The sequence below is a fragment of the Pseudomonas sp. CC120222-01a genome (assembly GCF_003097235.1).
Classification (GTDB): domain Bacteria; phylum Pseudomonadota; class Gammaproteobacteria; order Pseudomonadales; family Pseudomonadaceae; genus Aquipseudomonas.
In genome coordinates this window covers 371,723-389,444 of the sequence record NZ_QEQQ01000002.1, presented here as the reverse complement: position 1 = coordinate 389,444, position 17,722 = coordinate 371,723, and the positions used below count along the sequence as shown (strand labels likewise).

Below are 17,722 nucleotides of genomic sequence, written 5' to 3'. Positions count from 1 at the left end.
AATCACTAGAATGCCGAGCCAGTTACCGGAGGATCCCGTCATGAATGCCTATACCTATCTCGCCATCGCCATCTGCGCCGAAGTCATCGCCACTGCCTCCATGAAGGCGGTAAAAGGGCTGAGCACGCCGTTGCCGTTGCTGCTCATGGTGGTCGGCTACGGGATCGCATTCTGGATGCTGACCCTGGTGGTGCGCAGCATTCCGGTGGGCATCGCCTATGCAATCTGGTCGGGCCTTGGCATCGTGCTGATCAGCGTGGCGGCGCTGGTGGTCTATGGGCAGAAGCTGGATGTACCGGCGATGCTGGGCATGGCCATGATCGTGGGCGGCGTGGTTGTGATTCAGCTGTTTTCCAGAACTGCCGGGCACTGAGGCAGCCTGTATACTTGCCAGCTGTCCCAGTCTTCGAGGTACCGCCATGCCAACCGCCATTTCCACTGACGTACTGATCGTCGGCGCCGGGGTCGCAGGCCTCTGGCTCAATGCCCGCCTGCGTCGCCTGGGTTACTCGACAGTGCTGGTGGAGCGCGCCACCCTCGGTGGCGAGCAGACCATCAAGTCCCAGGGCATCATCCATGGTGGTACCAAGTACGCCCTGCACGGCGCCTTGACCGGCGCCTCGGAAGCCATCGCCGACATGCCGCGACGCTGGCGCGAAGCGATCGATGGCAACGGCGAACTGGACCTGACCCGCACCCGCCTGCTTTCCGATGCCCATTACCTGTGGTCGCCAGGCACCCTGGCCGGCAACCTGACCAGCTTCTTCGCCAGCAAGGCCGTGCGTGGCCGGGTCGATCAGGTAAAGGGCGAACAATTGCCACCGGCCCTGCAGGACCGCGGATTCAAGGGCAAGGTCTACCGCCTGGCGGAACTGGTGATCGATGTGCCCAGCCTGCTGGCCAACCTGGCCGAACTGGCCGGTGACAGCCTGCTCGCTGGCGAACAGATCGAACCGCTGCGCGAGGGCGACGAACTGGTCGGCCTGCGCGTCGACGGTCGTGAAATCCGCGCCCAGCGCATCGTGCTCAGCGCCGGCGCTGGTACCGAAGACCTGCTGCATGCCCTGGGCCTGAAGCAACCGGCCATGCAGACCCGGCCATTGCACATGGTCCTGGCCAAAGGGCCGAACCTCAAACCGCTTTATGCGCACTGCCTGGGCGGTGGGCCGAAGCCGCGTGTGACCGTCACCACCCACCCGGCCGCCGACGGCCAGTGGGTCTGGTACCTCGGCGGCGATATTGCCGAAGCCGACGGCGTGGCCCGCGAGCCTGCCGCGCAGATTGCCGCCGCGCAGAAGGAAATCGCCAGCCTGCTGCCATGGGTCGATCAAAGCCAGGTGCGCTGGGCGACCCTGCGCGTCGATCGCGCCGAACCTGCGCAGTCTGGCCTGGTGCGCCCCGACAATGCCTTCCTCGCCGAACAACAACGCCTGCTGGTGGGCTGGCCGACCAAGCTGGCACTGGCACCGGATTTCAGTGACCGCGTACTGGCCAGCCTCGACCGCGATGGCGTGCGCCCCGCAGCGCAGGCTGATCTTTCCGGCCTGCCGCGCCCGGCCCTGGGTGTTCCAGCCTGGGAGCAACTGCTGCCATGACCTTGCCAACCTTGCATGGCTTGCACCGCCCATTGGGCAGCACCGGTTTCAAGGTTTCGCCACTGGGCCTGGGCACGGTCAAGCTAGGCCGCGACCAGGGCGTCAAATACCCCAATGGCTTCACCATCCCCGGCGATGACGAAGCCCGGCTGCTGCTGGCCCAGGCCCGCGAACTGGGTATCAACCTGATCGACACCGCCCCGGCCTATGGCCGCAGTGAAGAGCGCCTGGGGCCGCTGCTGCGCGGCCAGCGCGATGAATGGGTGATTGTCAGCAAGGTGGGTGAGGAATTCGAAGACGGTCAGTCCAGCTTCGACTTCAGCGCCGCCCACACCCGCCGCTCGGTGGAGCGCAGCCTGCGTCGCCTGGAAACTGACCGCATCGAGCTGGTGCTGGTGCACTCCGATGGCAATGACCTGGCAATCCTCGAACAGGAAGAGGTCTACCAGACACTGGCCGCGCTCAAGCAGGAAGGCAAGATTCTCGGCTATGGTCTTTCCGGCAAGACCGTCGCCGGTGGCTTGAAAGCGCTGGAGCAAGGCGACTGCGCCATGGTCACCTACAACCTCAACGAGCAGGCAGAACGCCCGGTGCTGGACTACGCTGCCGAACACGGCAAGGCCATTCTGGTGAAGAAGGCGTTGGCCAGCGGGCATATCTGCCTTGCCCCTGGGGTCGATCCGGTGCAAGCCAGCTTCGAGTTGCTGTTCGCCCACCCGGGGGTGAGCAGTGCTATTGTCGGCACCATCAATCCATTGCATCTGGCCCACAACGTGGCCACCGTCGCCCGCATCCTTGGCCAGCATTGAGTTGTCACCCAGCCAAGATGGGCCTGGAGACTGACCCGACGCAAGGAGGAGCCTCGTGGCGCGTACGTTGATCCGCAAGAACCCGAGCAACTTCAAGACACTGCCGCTGCATGTCGAAGCCACCGCTGAAGGTCTGGTCTACCAGAGCATCGGCATGCCTCTGAACTTCGCCCAGACCCAGCAGCGCCGGCGTGCAATCCAGCTGGCCGACAAGCAGCGCTTCGTGGTGGAGCTGGCCAACCTTGGCGTTTCCGTACGCCTGACCCTGCACTGGCAGCACCGTGATTATTGGGTGCTGGTGAGGCAGCGCCGCCAGGACCGCGGCGATGTGGTCCTGAAATTGATTTCCGGCTATGTCCCCGCCCAGGAACTCAACCTGCCGCTGCACACCGCCGTCCAGGAAGTGGCTGAAGAATGCCTGCTGGAGACCCCGGAAGGCTGGCTGAGCGGGCGTTTCAATGACACCTGGCTGCCAGCCCCCTATGCCGCCGCATTGCATTACCGCGAAGCCTTGCCTTTCGTACTGACACCGGAGTCGGGTGCTGCCCGCCCGGTGCACTGCGGCAACCTGATGCTGCTGGAACGGCCACGGGCCTATGTGCACTTGCCGACGGCTTCGCTGCAGCTGATCTACGACATGCGCCTGCAGGTGCCGAGGGAGGCCAAGAAGCTCAGCCTGTTCCATGTCGATGAGCGGCTGGAAGGTGACCAACTGGTGGCGCGACTCAACCGCAAGCGGCCGGATCTCTACTTGATGCCGGTGCAGGATGGGCAGCCGTTGGCCGAGCTGTACACGTTGAAGAAGGATGAGCTGGTGCCGGCGAGTACCCGTGGGCTGTACCTGGCCGAGAGTTTTGCCCGGCAGGAAGGCTGGGTAGTGGCCGATGAGCGGATTCGCTGGAAGGACTGGGTGAAACAGCAGGGGTTGGTGGAGCGCAAGGTGGCGCCGGCTTCACATCTGCAGCGCTTTGGCGACAAGGCACGGGCGCTGCTGGAACGGGCCCGCACTTCACTTCACAAGTAGCATTTGGGGCCGCTTTGCGGCCCCAGCAATCGATCAGTTCTTACGGATCTTCTCGACGATGGCTGTGGTCGAGCTGTTTTCGACCAGCCCCAGCACCTTCACGGTGCCGCCATAGCCCTTGACGATATCGGCACCCACCACCTGGTCGATACCGTAATCCCCGCCCTTGACCAGCACATCCGGCTTGACCTGGCTCAGCAGGTTTTCCGGGGTGCCTTCAGGGAAGCTGATCACCCAGTCCACCGCGCCCAGGCCAGCCAGCACGGCCATGCGCCGGTCAACGCTGTTGATCGGACGGCCCGGCCCCTTCAGGCGGCTGACCGATGCATCGTCATTGACTGCGACGATCAGGCGATCGCCCTGTGCCCGCGCCTGTTCCAGGTAGGTGACATGCCCGGCGTGGAGGATATCGAAGCAGCCGTTGGTGAAGACGATCTTTTCTTTGTGCGCCCGTGCATCGTCGATGGCCAGCAACAATTGCTCCAGGCCCAGCACGCCACGCTCGGAACCTTCTTCACGCTGGATCGCCCGGCGCAACTCAGGGGCACTGATTGCGGCAGTACCCAGTTTGCCGACCACGATGCCCGCAGCCAGGTTGGCCAAAGCCACGGCGTGCGGCAGGTCTTCGCCTGCGGCAATGGCCGCCGCCAGCGTCGAAATCACGGTATCGCCGGCACCGGTCACATCGAATACTTCGCGAGCCCGGGCAGGCAGGTGCAGCGCCGGCTGACCGGTGCGCAGCAGGGTCATGCCGTGCTCGCCACGGGTTACCAGCAGCGCGCCGAGGTCCAGGTCCTGAAGCAATTGCAGGCCTTTGGCGACCAGTTCGGCCTCATCGGCGCAGCGGCCGACGATGGTCTCGAACTCGCTGAGGTTCGGGGTTATCAGGCTGGCGCCACGGTAGATGGAAAAATCCTTGCCCTTGGGGTCGGCCAGCACGGGGATGCCCTTGGCACGTGCAGCCTGGATCAGGCTCTGGTGGTTCTTCAGCGCGCCTTTGCCGTAGTCGGACAGGACCAAGACCTTGACGCCTTCGAGCAAGGTATCGACTTCAGCCCCCAGCGACAGCGGGTCGGTGGCGAACGGCTCTTCGAAATCGATGCGCAGCAATTGCTGGTGACGGCTCATGACACGCAGCTTGACGATGGTCGGCTGGTGCGCGATGCGCTGGAACACCGAACGCACGCCAGCGGCCTGCAGGCTGTTGGCCAGGCTGTCGGCGGCCTCGTCCTGGCCGGTGACACCGATCAACGAGGCTGGCGCGCCAAGGGCGGCGATGTTCAAGGCAACGTTGGCCGCGCCGCCGGGGCGATCCTCGATCTGATCGACCTTGACCACCGGCACTGGCGCTTCAGGCGAGATACGCGAAGTACCGCCATGCCAGTAGCGGTCGAGCATGACATCGCCGACCACCAGTACCGGGGCTTGATCGAAACGCGGCATGGACAACTTCATGGGCAACCCATATGGAAATAATGAACAGGGGCAGGATATTAGCACAGGGTAGGCGACGGCTTTACGGCCAGATACACCCTGGAACATTCCCGTGACAATCGGGGCCGATACGGCCCCGATCAAGGCGGGTCAGGTGATATCGGCCTTGGCCGGCTCATCCAGGCCCATGGCATGCAGGCGGGCATAATGGCCATTGGCCGTGAGCAATTCGGCATGCGTACCGCGCTCGACCAGACGGCCCTGGTCCATGACCAGAATCAAGTCGGCCTTCTCGATGGTCGACAGGCGGTGGGCGATCACCAGCGTGGTGCGGCCTTGCATGACGTGATCCAGGGCCGCCTGGATATGCCGCTCGGACTCGGTATCCAGCGCCGAAGTCGCTTCGTCGAGGATCAGCAGTGGAGCATTTTTCAGCAGTGCCCGGGCAATCGCCAAGCGCTGGCGCTGGCCACCGGAGAGCAGCACGCCGTTTTCACCGACTTCGGTATCGAAGCCTTTTGGCAGGCGGTCGACAAATTCCTTGGCATAGGCATCAGCGGCTGCCGCTTCGATATCGGCACGCGGGGCGCCTGCCAGATCGCCATAGGCGATGTTGTTGGCCACGGTGTCGTTGAACAGGGTGACGTGCTGGGTCACCTGGGAAACATGACGACGCAGGTTGCGCAGGCGATAGTTCTCGATCTCCACACCGTCGAGCAGGATCTCACCCTGATCGTGGTGGTAGAAACGCGGGATCAACGCCGCCAGGGTCGACTTGCCGCTGCCTGAGCGCCCGACCAGTGCAATCATCTGCCCAGGCTCGGCGACGAAGCTGATGTCGCTCAGCACTTCGCGCTCGGTACCGGGGTAGGTGAAGCTCAGGTTGCGTACTTCGAGGCGGCCTTGAACACGGTCCTTCTCGACGGTGCCGGTATCGATCTCTGGCTCTTCGTCCAACTGCTCGAAAATGCTTTCGGCACCGGCAAGGCCTTTCTGGATGGTCGAACTGACTTCCGACAGCTGGCGAATCGGCTTGGGCAGCAGGCCTGCCGCCGTGATGTAGGCCACCAGGTCACCGGCGGTGGATTCACCACGCAGGAACAGCACCAGGAACATCAACGCCGCCATGGCGGTGTAGATCACCAGCTGCAGCAGCGGCGTGTACAGCGAACCGGTCTTGGTCATGTGCAGCTGCTTGTCGGTGTTGCTCTGGCTGGCGTTGCCGAATCGCTGCTGTTCGTAGGCCTCACCGCCGAAGCTGCGGACCACGCGATAACCCTGGATGGTCTCGGACGCGACATGGGTCACATCGCCCATGGCGGACTGGATCTTCTTGCTCTGCTTGCGGAATTTCTTGCTGGCAATGCTGACCATCACTGCGATCACCGGCAGGATGGCGACCATCACCAGGGTCAGGTGCCAGTTCATCCACAGCAGGTAGCCAAACAGGAACACCACCGTCAGGCCTTCACGGATGACGACCTTGATCGCATCGGTGGCAGCGCCGGTGACCATGGTCACGTTGAAGGTGATCCGCGAAATCAGGTGGCCAGAGTTGTGGTTGTCGAAGTAGCGGTTGGGCAGCACCAGCAGCTTGTTGAACAACTCGACACGCAGGTCATGCACCAGGCACAGGGAAACCTTGGCCAGGAAATAGTTGCCGAGGAACGAGCCCAGGCCCTGCCACGCCGCGATCAGGATGATCAGCAGCGGCACTGCCTGCAGCAACTGCAGGTCGCGCAAGTACGGGACATTGGGGAACAACACCGCTTCCGGGTTGCTCAGCCCGTCGACGAAATACTTGAGTATCCCGGCCAGCATGGGCTGGGTCGAAGCAAAGATCACAAAACCGACAATGCTCAGCAGGAAAATGCCGACATAGGGTTTCACATAGCTCAGCAGCCGGAAGTAGATCTTCAGGCTGGAGGTGTGCTCCGCCGGTAGCGGTGTTTCGGCCATCATCGAGCTCGCTGTTCAGGTTGAACCGGAAATTTTACCACAGGCGTCATTTTCGGCACGCATCCATGGCAACAACATGACCAGAGCAACCGGCAGCCAACTGACGAACCATTCCGCACGGGGCGTCGTGGTGAGACTGGCGGCGTCGAACTGCATGGCCATGGTCGAGTAGATCCAGAGACAGAGCAGCATCTTGCCAAAGACCGTGTCGCGCGCTCGAACGATCTCTGCGAGGGTGAACAACCACACTGCAATCCACAGCAGCATCCCGGGCAACCCGAGTTCAACCGCAGCATGGGTGAACATGTTGTGGGTGTGATCGAACTGCATGCCCGCGGCCTCTACCTTGTAGTAGGCACCCAACCCGAGGCCACCCCATGGGTGCTCACTGATCATGTGCAGCGTCGAGCGGAAAATTTCGGGACGGAAGGACGAGCCACGCAAGGCGATAAGGTCATAGACGGCGTAGAAGGCCAGCCCGGTGCTCACCACCGCGAGCAGCGCCATGAGCTGGCTGTGCCTGTCACGGAACCACAGGGGTGCCAGGATCACGGGAATGACCAGCGCCAGCACCGCGCCACGGCTTTGGCTCAAGGCGACAAATAGGGCCAGGCAGGCCAGTGCCAACAACCACCCCAGGCGCAAGGCATGCTGTCGCGGCAGATCGTACAGCAGCAGCAATGCCGCTGTGCCGACAACATAGGCGCCAAGGATCGGGTGGGAGATCTCGCCGATACCTTCCAGGCGCGTAACCAGCGGCATGGCCTGGACGCCATAGAACCTGACAATCGAGATCAGTGCGGCAATCGCCAGCAATACAGACCCTATCCGTAACAACTGGCGAATACGGGCCGTCCCCAATTGGCCCATGATCGGGAACGCCAGCAAGAACACCAGAATGTAAAGCAGCCGCTTGCCTTCACGCCAGAATTCCTGGTTGTTGGACCAGGCCATGCTCAGCGCGCCCCAGACGAAAAACAGTGCCAGTGCCCCCCAAAGCGCGGGCTGACGCTGCCAGGCATCAACCAGAACCCGCCTGGCCGACCATGCCACTAGCAAAGTAGGCAGCCACATGAACAGGATCATGCCTTGCTGATACAGCTTGTTGCTGGGAGCCAACGCAATGGCCGCCAGAAACCAGATCAAACCAAATGCCAACCAGGCCTTGGCCCAGTTCTTCTGATACAACATCCACACTCCCCGGTAACGCGAAATGACACCAGACATGGTGCAACAGCTTTATTTTGGGCATTATTGCCAGTCATTTTTGCTTGCCAGACGACAAGGCCCTAGACATGCAGTGCTCCCGCCTCTCCCAGGTCGAATTCGATCAGCTGACACTTGGAGCCCAGGTGCTAGAGGCAGATAGCCATGGCGCCAAAGTTTACCTGCTCAGGGATGGAAATTTCCTAAAGGTTTTTCGTAGGAAGCGTCTAATTTCATCTGCGCTGCTTCGACCATATTCGCAACGCTTCGTTGACAATGCGGCTCGCCTGCAGCAACTCGGGATTCCCACGCTCGAAGTGATCAGCCAGCACAAGCTGGATATGCCAGGCCGAACAGCCGTACTGTACCGCCCTCTGCCAGGGCGCACACTGCTGCAGTTATCGCGTGATGCCGGGTTCAGCTGGGGCAACTACCTGCCCCGGCTGATCGAATTGATCCGCCAACTGCACTGCAATGGCGTGTATTTCCGCTCGCTGCACCTGGGCAATGTAGTCGAAACGCCTGACCAGCACCTCGGCTTGATCGATGTGGCAGACATGCGGTTCCTGCGCCCGCCACTCTCTGCCCGGATGGTCAGGCGCAATGTGCAACACATGGTGCGTTACATCGAGCGGGAAAACCTGGGTAACCAATTCCCACTCGCCGACTTCGAGGCGGCTCTGCTGGCGCGCTGATTTCAACCACGCAGCAGTTTCTGCGCCCCATCACAGAACGCCTGCCATGCCGCCTCCGGTGCCAGCGCCTCGCGCTGACGGGTGGCCATGGCCTGAGCGCTGAGGGCATCGCAGCGTGCGATCGCCTGGGACCAGACTTCGACGCCGCCAACCGGCAGGTAGCAGCCCGCTTCCCGCAACTGCTCACGAAACACTGGCAGGTCGCTGCAGATCACCGGTAGATCCGCCATTACCGCTTCTTGCACCACAAGGCCCAGACCCTCGGCACGCGACGGCACCAGCAGCCAGTCAAACGCCCGGTAGAGTTGCTGCAAATCATCGTGGTGGCCACACAAGATCACACGCCCGGTCAGCCCCAGATCATCAATTTGCGCCTGCAAGCTAGTGCGTAGAGGGCCATCACCGACAATCGCCAGACGCATGTCCGGCCGGCCGGCTGCGCCCTTGGCGAATGCCTCGATAAGCATCTCGAAGCCTTTGCTTTCTACCAGCCGCCCCACGGCCCCGAGTACCTGCCCAGAGGATTGCTGCAATGCCAGCGCTTGGCGAGCCTGCTCACGGCCGAGTAGCGGCCTGGCGAAGGCCTGCGGGTCGAATGCCATACGTAGCGCCTGCACAGGACGACCAATATCCCGCTCAAGCGAGCGCGCCAACGTCTGCGAGACTGCTGCGATGCTCAGCCGCTCTGGGGGCAACTGGTTCAACAAGCTCACATCACTGGCATTCAGCCGGGTACTGCCATGGAACAGCACTTTGACCCGCACTCCCGGAATTTGCTGCAATACCGGCAGCACCAAGCGTGCGACCCCGACACCGTCGAGCAGGATCACATCAGCCTGGGCTTGTTGCAGCGCCCTGCGCAGGCGCAGGCGCTGCCAAGGCAGCAATAGACGCCAAAGGCTTTTGCCCTTCAACACACGCTGCGGTATGTGCCACACGCGGGTCGGGCCACGGCCATGGCATAGCTCACCCCCGAGCAACAACCAGTTACTGATAGAGGCATCGGCCCCCGCGTGCGACAGCACCTGCTGGTGGACCTTGTGGATGGACATGTACGGCGAACCGCCTGCCCACATCATGTTGACGATATTCATGGGGATAGCGCCCCTCTCCCGTGCAAGCCAGGTGGGACTGCAACTTCAATAAACAAGAATCGGATTTCCCATGCAGACAAGGGCGCCCATAGCCAGCGTCAATGCCGGTCTCACCCGACATGGCGTCGGGAAAGCGCCCCTCTCCAGCATAGGCCGGAAATGCTGGACAGTACTGCAGCCCATTGGAGGACCCTGGCAACGCCGGTTAGTGCCCGGCATCACCATGAAATTCTCAGCGAACACTGTCATCGGACATGCTGATGATCAGAAGCCGAGTTTCAGGCGCAAGCGCTGCCACGCAGACAGCGGTGGCTGAGGCCTGAGTGCCGGGCGCATATGCTCGACAATGCTCCGCCCCACTGCAGCAAAACTGAAGCGCGACACGGCCAGCTCACGACCCTTTTCGGCAATCTGCTGCGCCAGCGCAGGGTTTTCACGCAGGGTGCGCAACTTCGCCTGCAGTGTCGGAATGTTGTCATAGAACACGACGTTGACCATGTCCTGCAGCCCCAGCGCGCGATTCTCTGCTTCGCCCTGGTCGTATGCCAACAGCACGCAGCCACAGGCCATAGCCTCGAAGTTCTTGATCATGTACTCGCCCATGCCAACATCGGCGCTGACAAAGAAACGAATACGGTTCAGCGTGTTGCAGTAGTCCTCGCCCGACTTGGTGCGGGTGACCACCAGGTTCTCGACCTGCCCCAGTTCATCCAGCAGCGCCTTGCGCCCGCTGTAGGCAACACTGTTGGTGCTGCCGACGAACGCCAGTTCGATATCGCGCTCACGACCCTGGTCGGCGAGCAATTGCTCATCGTAGCCCTTGGGCACGAACACCGCGTCGAAGCCCTCTTGGCGCAGGCGCTCGCTGACCATGTAGCCCGAGCTGATCACCCGCGCCCACGGCAGCTTGCGGTAATGCGCGCTGAACTTGCCGGTGTACTTGCAAGGGATGTAGTTCTGGTAGGCGTCGTGCTCGAGGATGACCAGGTTTGGCACCGTGCGGATGAAGGCCGCCTGGCGGATCTCTTGCTTGAAGCGCAGGAAGAAGACGATACGGTCATAGCGCTCGACCTGCACTTCACGCTTGAAATAACGGCGCAGGTTGCGCTGGTCTTCGCTGGTCAGCCAGCGCAGGTCGCATTCGCAATTGGCCGCGACGCCGTCGTACAGGCGATCGAGGATCGCGCGCTGTTCCTTCTGTACCAGAAATAGGACTTTCATTGCTTTCCTTGGGCGCTCTGCGCCATCGCGGTCGGGTTTACAGCTCACGCCGCCAGAACAGTTCATGCCGACGCACGGCCTTGCGGAAGAACTCGTTCTCCCCGTAAGGCGAAGGCCGGCGCCCCGCCAGCCAGCGCTGCAGCAAGCGACGCAGGCGGCGCTTGAACGGTGCCGGGGGCTGCAGGTCGTGCATCATGCCCAAGGCCATGGCCTTGTCATGCTGGGTAGCGACATCCAGCAGCAGGGTGCACGGCGCCCAGGCCTGATCGGCACTCAGTTGCGGCGGCAGGGCCACGCCATCGCCGCTGTCGCCCATTGGCCAGCGGTCGTTGTCATGCAGGTGGTTGGCGTAGCACAGCAGTGTTTGCGGCTGCCAGGCCAGGCCCTGCAGGGCCTCCATGACAGCCGCCTGGGCGCAGATATGGTCGGGGTGCGGGTCTAGTTGCGGATGCGGCATGACCAGCACTTCAGGCTTGGCCATTTCCAGCAGGGCCCGCAAGTCGGCCAGCAGGTTGTGCCAGGTTGGCGCACCATCGCGGTCTGCCGGCAGCGGGAACGGGTTGAACTGGCGGAACGGGCGGATATCGGCCATGTCCGCTTCGCGGGATGCAGCAGGCTGATCAGGGGCGGCCTGCATGACGGGCAGCTGCAGGCAGAAATACCCCAACTGCACACAGCGTGCCTCAGGCACGCCGGCCCAGCGCGGTACGGCGATGCTGTCCCAGGCGCGCAGGCGGCCCTTCAAACGGGCAGCGTCCGACTTGCCCAGCCCCATCTGCTGATAGTGCTCGGCCTCGATTTCACCCGCAGTCAGGGTCACCACCCAGGTCTCGTCCGCCTGGCTGTACAAACCGTATGCCGCCAGCTCGGCATCATCGGCATGCGGCGCGATGACCATCACGCGGCGGCGCTGAAGCTCGATGCTGGGCGTTATCCACAGGCGTGGCTCACCCAACAGCCGGCAGTGCCGACCGCGCAGGCGCAGTGTGCCGGCTTGCAGAGGTGTCGCCAACCCGGTGAGGTTGAGGAAACGCAGCCCATCAACACCGCGCTCGAAGGTTTGCCGGTCAGTGCATTCGCCGCCGCTCAACTCGACCCGCGGATCGAGGAAGCGTCCCAGCCAACTACTTTTCACCCGCACTTCAAGCACCAGGGTTTCATCGCCCTGCATTGCCGCGTCCACCTTGAGCAGCCCGTCGCGCAGCACGACCGGTGCTTCGCGGCTCAGCTCGCCGAAGCGGTAGGCGTAATCCTCGCCGGGCGCATAGAACAGGTGGTCGGCGAACCAGGCTTCGTGGGCAGCCCAGAGCAGCGGCAGCAGCAACAGCGGCAGCCACCACCAGGTGAAGACACCCAACGCCACCAGCGCCACCAGACTGGCCAGCAAGCCCAGGCGTTTGTTGCGCCGATGGCGCTTGAGCAACTGCTGCTTGCGGCTCACGCCTGGAATACCGGCACAGGGTTGCACCACCGGTCCTTGTACTCCCGGTCGGCACGGCCGAACGAGAAGCGCAGCGGCTTGTTGCGCGCCCGGGCATCTTCCCAGGCCGCCTGGGTATTGAGGAAGCTCAACACGCTACCCGGGCTGAAGGCCTTGGTTTCCGGATCGACACCGCCGTTGATGTACTCGACGCTGATCCACTCAGGCGCTTCGACGCGATACACCAGCTGGATGGCGATTGGCTTGTCGTCGAGCATCAGCACCGAGCCGATCAGCAGCTCGCGCAGGCGCTCCAGCACATCAGCCATGCGCTCGGCACCGGTGGCCGGGAAGCCCCAGCGGCGCTGGAACAGGTCGCAGTACATGGCGGCGATCTGCTGCGCGCTGAAGTCGCTGATCGGACGCACCACGCCGCCCGCTTCTTCCAACAGGCGCAATTCGCGGCGTTGGTTGTAGCGGAACTTCTTCGACAGGTCTTCATGGGCGCGGGCCATGGCCAACTGCTCTTTCTGCACCTTGAGGCCACTGAAGCGGCCCTGGTTCAGCTCGGAAAGGTAGCGTGCGGTGTGGCGCAACGGTGCGCCGGCGTCTGCCGCCGCCGGCAGGATGAGCTCGGCATTGCCAAGGTCGAACAGGGCCTTCTTGCCGGCACGCTTGAGCACCTCCTTGGACAACGCCAGATGACGCCCCCAGGTGGGAAGGGCGGCTTTGAGCTCACCCGCCTGGTACCAGCCCAGGTAGCGCACCGGAATCTGGGCCAGATCGGCCAGTTGCTCGACCACCAACGGGTGCGTCGCGACACTGCCACCAAAACGTGCCCACGCCTGCGCGTAGGTCGGCGCATCGATGGCCTGCCAACCGCGCTCGCGGAAGGCCTGGATATGATTGAGCATCAAGCCTCCCCCACCAGCGCACGAACCTGTGGCAACTGCCAGAATGCTTCGCGAACGGCATGGTCGGAGAAACGCTCGTGCAGGCGCCGCAGCATATGCGCGGCGCAGGCTTCACGTTGCTGCTCATCCAGCGCGGCCATGTGCTTGAGGCCCTGCGCCAGTTGCCCGGCATCGGCCAGCGGGAATAGCACGCCAACACCCTCGACCACCTCACGCGCACCGCCACAGGCCGTGGCCAGCACGGGCACGCCGGCGACCATGGCTTCGAGCAGGACCATGCCGAACGGCTCATGGTCAGAGCTCAGGGCAAACACGTCGAAGGCCTGGAAATAGCGGCGGGCATCCGGCACCTGGCCGAGGAAGTCCACCTGCGCGGCAATGCCCAGCTCGGCAGCCTGTGCCTTGAGCTTGGCCTCCAGGCGGCCCTTGCCAAGGATTGCCAGGCGTGCGCCGGCCGGCAGGCCCGGCAGCGCCTCGGCAAAGCCACGCAACAAGGTCGCCTGGTCCTTGTCGGGGTGCAGGCGGCCGACGTTGCCGACCACCCATGCCTGGGCATCCAGGCCCAATGCCTTGCGGGCCTCGGCACGGGGTACCAGGGCAGCTTGCAGGGCGTCGATGTCGATACGGTTGTACAGCGTCTGGATACGCTCGGCTGGCCACTGAGGCAGGCAGCGGCGCATGTCGTCACGCACCGCATCCGACACACCCAGCAGGCTCAGACGCTTGCTGAACAGGTTGGCGAACAGGCGCCGCCCCTTGCGCTCATAGTCGCCAAACGCATGGTGCACGCCGATCACCGGCAAGCCGGTGCCCAGCAGTGCGACATAGATCGGCTTGAACCGGTGAGCGATGCAGAAACTGAAATTGCGCTCGGCCGCGATGCGTCGCAGGGCGCGAATTGCGCCGAGCTTCAGGCCACGCACGGCCTTGGAGCTGAATTCGAGAAACAGCACCTCGTCCGACGCGCAACCTGCCGCAACCTGCGGGTCGGCGGCGCCGGTGAGGAACACGGTGGTGACCTTGTAGCCGCTGCCCTGGAACAGGCTGGCGTACTGACGGGCACAATCGAGGAACGGCCCGTCATAGCCATGGCAGAACTGCAGGATCCGCGTTTCAGAGCGGCTGGTCATAGGCGGCGGCGCCGTCCTTGACGACCAGGATGTCTTCCATGATCAGGTACTGCAGGTCCGAACCGAAGAACATGTTCAGGGCGTCGGTCGGCGAGCAGATCATCGGCTCACCACGGCGGTTCAGCGAGGTGTTCAGCGACACACCGTTGCCGGTCAGGTCCTCCAGCGCCTTCATCATGTCGTAGTAGCGCGGGTTGTATTCGCGCTTGAGCACCTGGGCACGCGAGGTGCCGTCCTCGTGGACCACTTCCGGAACACGGGTCTTCCACTCTTCAGCCACTTCGAAGGTGAAGGTCATGAACGGCGCCGGGTGGTCGACCTTGATCATCTGCGGGGCGACGGTGTCGAGCATCGACGGGCAGAAAGGTCTCCAGCGTTCGCGGAACTTGATCTGTTCGTTGATGCGGTTGGCTACACCCGGCACGCTCGGGCAACCAATGATCGAACGACCACCCAGGGCACGCGGGCCGAATTCCATGCGCCCCTGGAACCATGCCACCGGGTTGCCTTCGACCATGATCTTGGCGATACGCTGCGGCATGTCGTCGAGCTTGCGCCACTTCGGCGCGTTCGGGTGACGGGCGCAGGCGGCGATCACGTCTTCATTGGAGTACGAAGGGCCGAGGTAGACGTGTTCCATCTTCTCGACCGGCACGCCACGGGCGTGGGAAACGTAGGCTGCAGCACCGACGGCGGTACCGGCGTCGCCGGAAGCCGGCTGGACGAACAGTTCCTTGACGTCAGGACGGGCGATGATCTTCTGGTTGAGCTTGACGTTCAGCGCGCAGCCGCCAGCGAAGGCCAGCTTGCCGGTTTCACGCAGGGTGTCGCCCAGGTAGTGGTCGATCATCTGCAGAGCGATCTTCTCGAACAACGCCTGCATGCTGGCCGCGTAGTGGATGTACGGCTCGTCGGCGATGTCGCCTTCGCGCTTGGGCCCCAGCCATTCGATCAGCTTCGGCGAGAAGTAGAAGCCCTTGCCCTTCTCTTTATGGCGGCGCAGGCCGATGACGTTGGCGTACTCGGTGTTGATCACCAGTTCGCCGTTCTCGAAGCTGGCCAGGCGGGAGAAGTCGTACTTGCTGGCGTCGCCGTACGGCGCCATGCCCATGACCTTGAACTCGCCGTCGAGCATCTCGAAACCGAGGAATTCGGTGATTGCGCCGTACAGGCCACCCAGCGAGTCCGGATCGAAGAATTCCTTGATCTTGTGGATCTTGCCGTTTTCGCCGTAGCCGAAGAAGGTGGTGGCGTACTCACCCTTGCCGTCGATGCCGAGGATCGCGGTCTTTTCCTTGAAGCCCGAGCAGTGGTAGGCGCTGGAGGCGTGGGCCAGGTGGTGCTCGACCGGTTCGATCTTGATCTTCTTCGGGTCGAAGCCCAGCTGCTCCAGGCACCAGACGATCTTCTTGCGGTAACGCTTGTAGCGACGGTTGCCCATCAGGATCGCGTCGAGGGCGCGATCCGGGGCGTACCAGTAACGCTTGGCGTAGTGCCAGCGGGCCTTGCCGAACAGGCTGATCGGGGCGAACGGAATGGCCACCACGTCAACGTCGGACGGTTTGATGCCGGCTTGTTCCAGGCAGAATTTCGCCGACTCGTAGGGCATGCGGTTCTTCGCATGCTTGTCACGCACGAAGCGCTCTTCTTCGGCGGCGGCAATCAGCTTGCCGTCAATGTACAGGGCCGCGGAAGGGTCATGGCTAAGGGCGCCGGACAGGCCAAGAATCGTCAATGCCAAGGGATTAGCCTCTTCATTCGGTAGAGATGCGCCAGCGGCCTCATGGGCGGGTGGCGGCTAAAAGGCGAGATTATAACGCAGCGCCGTTTATTCGGCGATCAGCCAGTCCATGCGGAAGCTGCCGGCAGTCTGCGCCAGCTCCTTGGCCAGCCACGGCAGCAGTTCGCGCAGCTCCTCCTCCAGCCCCCACGGCGGATTGGCAATGGCCAGGCCAGAACCGTTGAGGCCCTGCGGACTGTCCTGATGGTGCACATACAACTCGACCCGCAGCAGCTTCGGCGCACCCGTGCTGGTCAGGTCCTGGTAGAAGCGGGTCAGCGAGCGCTGGTCCTTGATCGGATACCAGATGGCCGCGACGGTCTGACGCATGCGGCCGATCGCCTCTTTCATCGAGGTGGTGCAACGCTTGAGCTCGTCAGCCTGCTCGAATGGCGGGTCGATCAGCATGATCGCCCGCTTCTCCTGCACCGGCAGCAAGGCACGCGGCACATGCCAGCCTTCGCCCAGGTGCACGACCACGCGCGGGTCCTTCTTCATGTTCTCTTTGAGCAGCGGCCCGTCTTCCGGGTGCTTTTCGTTGAGCAGCGCACGATCCTGCTCGCGCATCAGGCGACGCGCCAGCTCGGGCGAGCCCGGGTAGTAGCGCAGTTCGCCATCGGCATTCAGGCGCTTGATGATACGCAGGTAGTCTGCGGCCATGACCGGCAGGTCATCGCGGTTCCACAGGCGGGCGACACCCTCCAGGTACTCGCCGGTGCGGGTCGCCTGGTCGCCCTGCAGGTCATACAGACCGAGGCCGGCGTGGGTATCGATGTAGGCGAATGGCTGCTCCTTGCGCGACATCAGGGCGATGAGGCGGGTCAGCACGATATGTTTGAGGACGTCGGCGTGGTTGCCGGCGTGGAAGGCGTGACGATAGTTCATGGCAACTCCTGCGGGGGTGGCAAGTTTACCTCGTAAGGCGGGTGCAGTCAGGTATGTTGGTCACTTTCAGAGGCATCCCGACCCCTTTCAGCCGCCCAATTCACAGGCAGCTTTACCCTGTTCTCCGATGCGGCCCACCAGCCAACAATCGTGCTCCCACTCACCAAGGAGCACTTCGCATGAAAGCTTCCATCAAGTTTGACAACACCACGACACCACTACTGCACGGCGACCTCGGCATCGCCAATGCGCCATACACTGCCATGCTTGAAATCACCAAGCCCGACGGCAGCACTGACAACCTGGTCGTACCAAGCTCGACCGGTACAACCTGGGCGGTGACCGTGGGCGAATACGCCGCCGGTGAATACGACGCACTGATCCGCCCAAGGGAAGCCGGCGCGTTCGAAGCGACCCGAGTGAAGTTCACCCTGTAAATACACTTCACTAATAACGCAAGCGGCCCGAACAATCAGATTGTTCGGGCCGCTTGCGTTTACCGGGCCAATGCCCGACAGATCACAACCAGCAGGCAGCGCCAGGCCCGACTGCTGGT

Annotated in this window: 16 protein-coding genes; 6 read left to right on the top strand and 10 right to left on the bottom strand. The window is 62.8% G+C overall.

Going from position 1 to position 17,722, the window contains the following annotated elements:
- Positions 1–40: 40 nt before the first annotated feature.
- The 4 genes from N430_RS04660 to N430_RS04645 are packed head-to-tail and all read left to right on the top strand — an operon-like array spanning position 41 to position 3,428.
- On the top strand, positions 41–373 hold the full coding sequence (locus N430_RS04660) for a multidrug efflux SMR transporter (protein WP_110633402.1): 333 nt from the start codon (positions 41–43) through the stop codon (positions 371–373).
- 46 nt (positions 374–419) lie between these two features.
- Positions 420–1,595 (top strand): FAD-binding oxidoreductase, encoded by a 1,176-nt coding sequence (locus N430_RS04655; RefSeq protein WP_110633399.1) that lies wholly within the window; start codon positions 420–422, stop codon positions 1,593–1,595.
- A complete protein-coding gene (locus N430_RS04650; RefSeq protein ID WP_110633396.1) occupies positions 1,592–2,404 on the top strand; it encodes an aldo/keto reductase in 813 nt (270 codons plus the stop codon). The genes N430_RS04655 and N430_RS04650 overlap by 4 nt, the downstream gene beginning before the upstream one ends.
- A 55-nt stretch (positions 2,405–2,459) precedes the next feature.
- On the top strand, positions 2,460–3,428 hold the full coding sequence (locus tag N430_RS04645; protein ID WP_085676736.1) for a metal ABC transporter ATPase: 969 nt from the start codon (positions 2,460–2,462) through the stop codon (positions 3,426–3,428).
- A gap of 33 nt (positions 3,429–3,461) precedes the next feature.
- On the opposite strand, the gene hldE is transcribed toward N430_RS04645, so the two are convergent.
- From hldE to N430_RS04630, 3 genes are all read right to left on the bottom strand, one after another.
- Positions 3,462–4,883 (bottom strand): bifunctional D-glycero-beta-D-manno-heptose-7-phosphate kinase/D-glycero-beta-D-manno-heptose 1-phosphate adenylyltransferase HldE, encoded by a 1,422-nt coding sequence (gene hldE, locus N430_RS04640; protein WP_103445929.1) that lies wholly within the window; start codon positions 4,881–4,883, stop codon positions 3,462–3,464.
- A gap of 129 nt (positions 4,884–5,012) precedes the next feature.
- Positions 5,013–6,821 carry a lipid A export permease/ATP-binding protein MsbA gene (gene msbA / locus N430_RS04635; protein WP_110633792.1) on the bottom strand — a complete coding sequence of 603 codons (1,809 nt, stop codon included), beginning with the start codon at positions 6,819–6,821 and terminating at the stop codon, positions 5,013–5,015.
- A gap of 15 nt (positions 6,822–6,836) precedes the next feature.
- Positions 6,837–8,012: an O-antigen ligase gene (locus N430_RS04630; protein ID WP_110633393.1), complete on the bottom strand. Its 1,176-nt coding sequence runs from the start codon at positions 8,010–8,012 to the stop codon at positions 6,837–6,839.
- A gap of 104 nt (positions 8,013–8,116) precedes the next feature.
- Between N430_RS04630 and N430_RS04625 the strand changes: the two genes are divergently transcribed.
- Entirely contained in the window at positions 8,117–8,722 is a 606-nt protein-coding gene (locus tag N430_RS04625; protein ID WP_110633390.1) for a toluene tolerance protein, read from the top strand.
- Positions 8,723–8,724: 2 nt separating this feature from the next.
- Here the strand turns inward: N430_RS04625 and N430_RS04620 are convergent, their stop codons facing one another.
- The 7 genes from N430_RS04620 to N430_RS04590 form a co-directional block, all read right to left on the bottom strand.
- Positions 8,725–9,816 (bottom strand): glycosyltransferase, encoded by a 1,092-nt coding sequence (locus N430_RS04620; RefSeq protein ID WP_110633388.1) that lies wholly within the window; start codon positions 9,814–9,816, stop codon positions 8,725–8,727.
- Between the two features lie 264 nt (positions 9,817–10,080).
- Positions 10,081–11,037 carry a glycosyltransferase gene (locus N430_RS04615; protein WP_110633385.1) on the bottom strand — a complete coding sequence of 319 codons (957 nt, stop codon included), beginning with the start codon at positions 11,035–11,037 and terminating at the stop codon, positions 10,081–10,083.
- Positions 11,038–11,074: 37 nt separating this feature from the next.
- Positions 11,075–12,478: a PIG-L deacetylase family protein gene (locus tag N430_RS04610; protein ID WP_110633382.1), complete on the bottom strand. Its 1,404-nt coding sequence runs from the start codon at positions 12,476–12,478 to the stop codon at positions 11,075–11,077.
- The gene (locus N430_RS04605) at positions 12,475–13,371 is read right to left on the bottom strand and encodes an antimicrobial resistance protein Mig-14 (protein WP_110633379.1); all 897 of its coding nucleotides are present in this window, start codon (positions 13,369–13,371) and stop codon (positions 12,475–12,477) included. The genes N430_RS04610 and N430_RS04605 overlap by 4 nt, the downstream gene beginning before the upstream one ends.
- Positions 13,371–14,501, bottom strand: a complete 1,131-nt coding sequence (locus N430_RS04600) for a glycosyltransferase (RefSeq protein WP_110633376.1) — start codon at positions 14,499–14,501, stop codon at positions 13,371–13,373. The genes N430_RS04605 and N430_RS04600 overlap by 1 nt, the downstream gene beginning before the upstream one ends.
- Positions 14,485–16,242 carry a carbamoyltransferase gene (locus N430_RS04595; protein ID WP_110633373.1) on the bottom strand — a complete coding sequence of 586 codons (1,758 nt, stop codon included), beginning with the start codon at positions 16,240–16,242 and terminating at the stop codon, positions 14,485–14,487. Before N430_RS04595 ends, N430_RS04600 begins: the two co-directional genes overlap by 17 nt.
- An 87-nt stretch (positions 16,243–16,329) precedes the next feature.
- Positions 16,330–17,166, bottom strand: a complete 837-nt coding sequence (locus N430_RS04590; protein ID WP_110633369.1) for a 23S rRNA (adenine(2030)-N(6))-methyltransferase RlmJ — start codon at positions 17,164–17,166, stop codon at positions 16,330–16,332.
- 179 nt (positions 17,167–17,345) lie between these two features.
- Here N430_RS04590 and N430_RS04585 point away from each other — a divergent pair, with 179 nt between their 5' ends.
- Positions 17,346–17,603, top strand: a complete 258-nt coding sequence (locus tag N430_RS04585; RefSeq protein WP_110633366.1) for a hypothetical protein — start codon at positions 17,346–17,348, stop codon at positions 17,601–17,603.
- Positions 17,604–17,722 lie beyond the last annotated feature (119 nt).

Coding starts and splice junctions, on each gene's coding strand:
- N430_RS04660 (WP_110633402.1), top strand. CDS start 41: ATGAATGCCTATACCTATCTCGCCATCGCCATCTGCGCCGAAGTCATC.
- N430_RS04655 (WP_110633399.1), top strand. CDS start 420: ATGCCAACCGCCATTTCCACTGACGTACTGATCGTCGGCGCCGGGGTC.
- N430_RS04650 (WP_110633396.1), top strand. CDS start 1,592: ATGACCTTGCCAACCTTGCATGGCTTGCACCGCCCATTGGGCAGCACC.
- hldE (WP_103445929.1), bottom strand. CDS start 4,883: ATGAAGTTGTCCATGCCGCGTTTCGATCAAGCCCCGGTACTGGTGGTC.
- msbA (WP_110633792.1), bottom strand. CDS start 6,821: ATGGCCGAAACACCGCTACCGGCGGAGCACACCTCCAGCCTGAAGATC.
- N430_RS04630 (WP_110633393.1), bottom strand. CDS start 8,012: ATGTTGTATCAGAAGAACTGGGCCAAGGCCTGGTTGGCATTTGGTTTG.
- N430_RS04625 (WP_110633390.1), top strand. CDS start 8,117: ATGCAGTGCTCCCGCCTCTCCCAGGTCGAATTCGATCAGCTGACACTT.
- N430_RS04620 (WP_110633388.1), bottom strand. CDS start 9,816: ATGAATATCGTCAACATGATGTGGGCAGGCGGTTCGCCGTACATGTCC.
- N430_RS04615 (WP_110633385.1), bottom strand. CDS start 11,037: ATGAAAGTCCTATTTCTGGTACAGAAGGAACAGCGCGCGATCCTCGAT.
- N430_RS04605 (WP_110633379.1), bottom strand. CDS start 13,371: ATGCTCAATCATATCCAGGCCTTCCGCGAGCGCGGTTGGCAGGCCATC.
- N430_RS04600 (WP_110633376.1), bottom strand. CDS start 14,501: ATGACCAGCCGCTCTGAAACGCGGATCCTGCAGTTCTGCCATGGCTAT.
- N430_RS04590 (WP_110633369.1), bottom strand. CDS start 17,166: ATGAACTATCGTCACGCCTTCCACGCCGGCAACCACGCCGACGTCCTC.
- N430_RS04585 (WP_110633366.1), top strand. CDS start 17,346: ATGAAAGCTTCCATCAAGTTTGACAACACCACGACACCACTACTGCAC.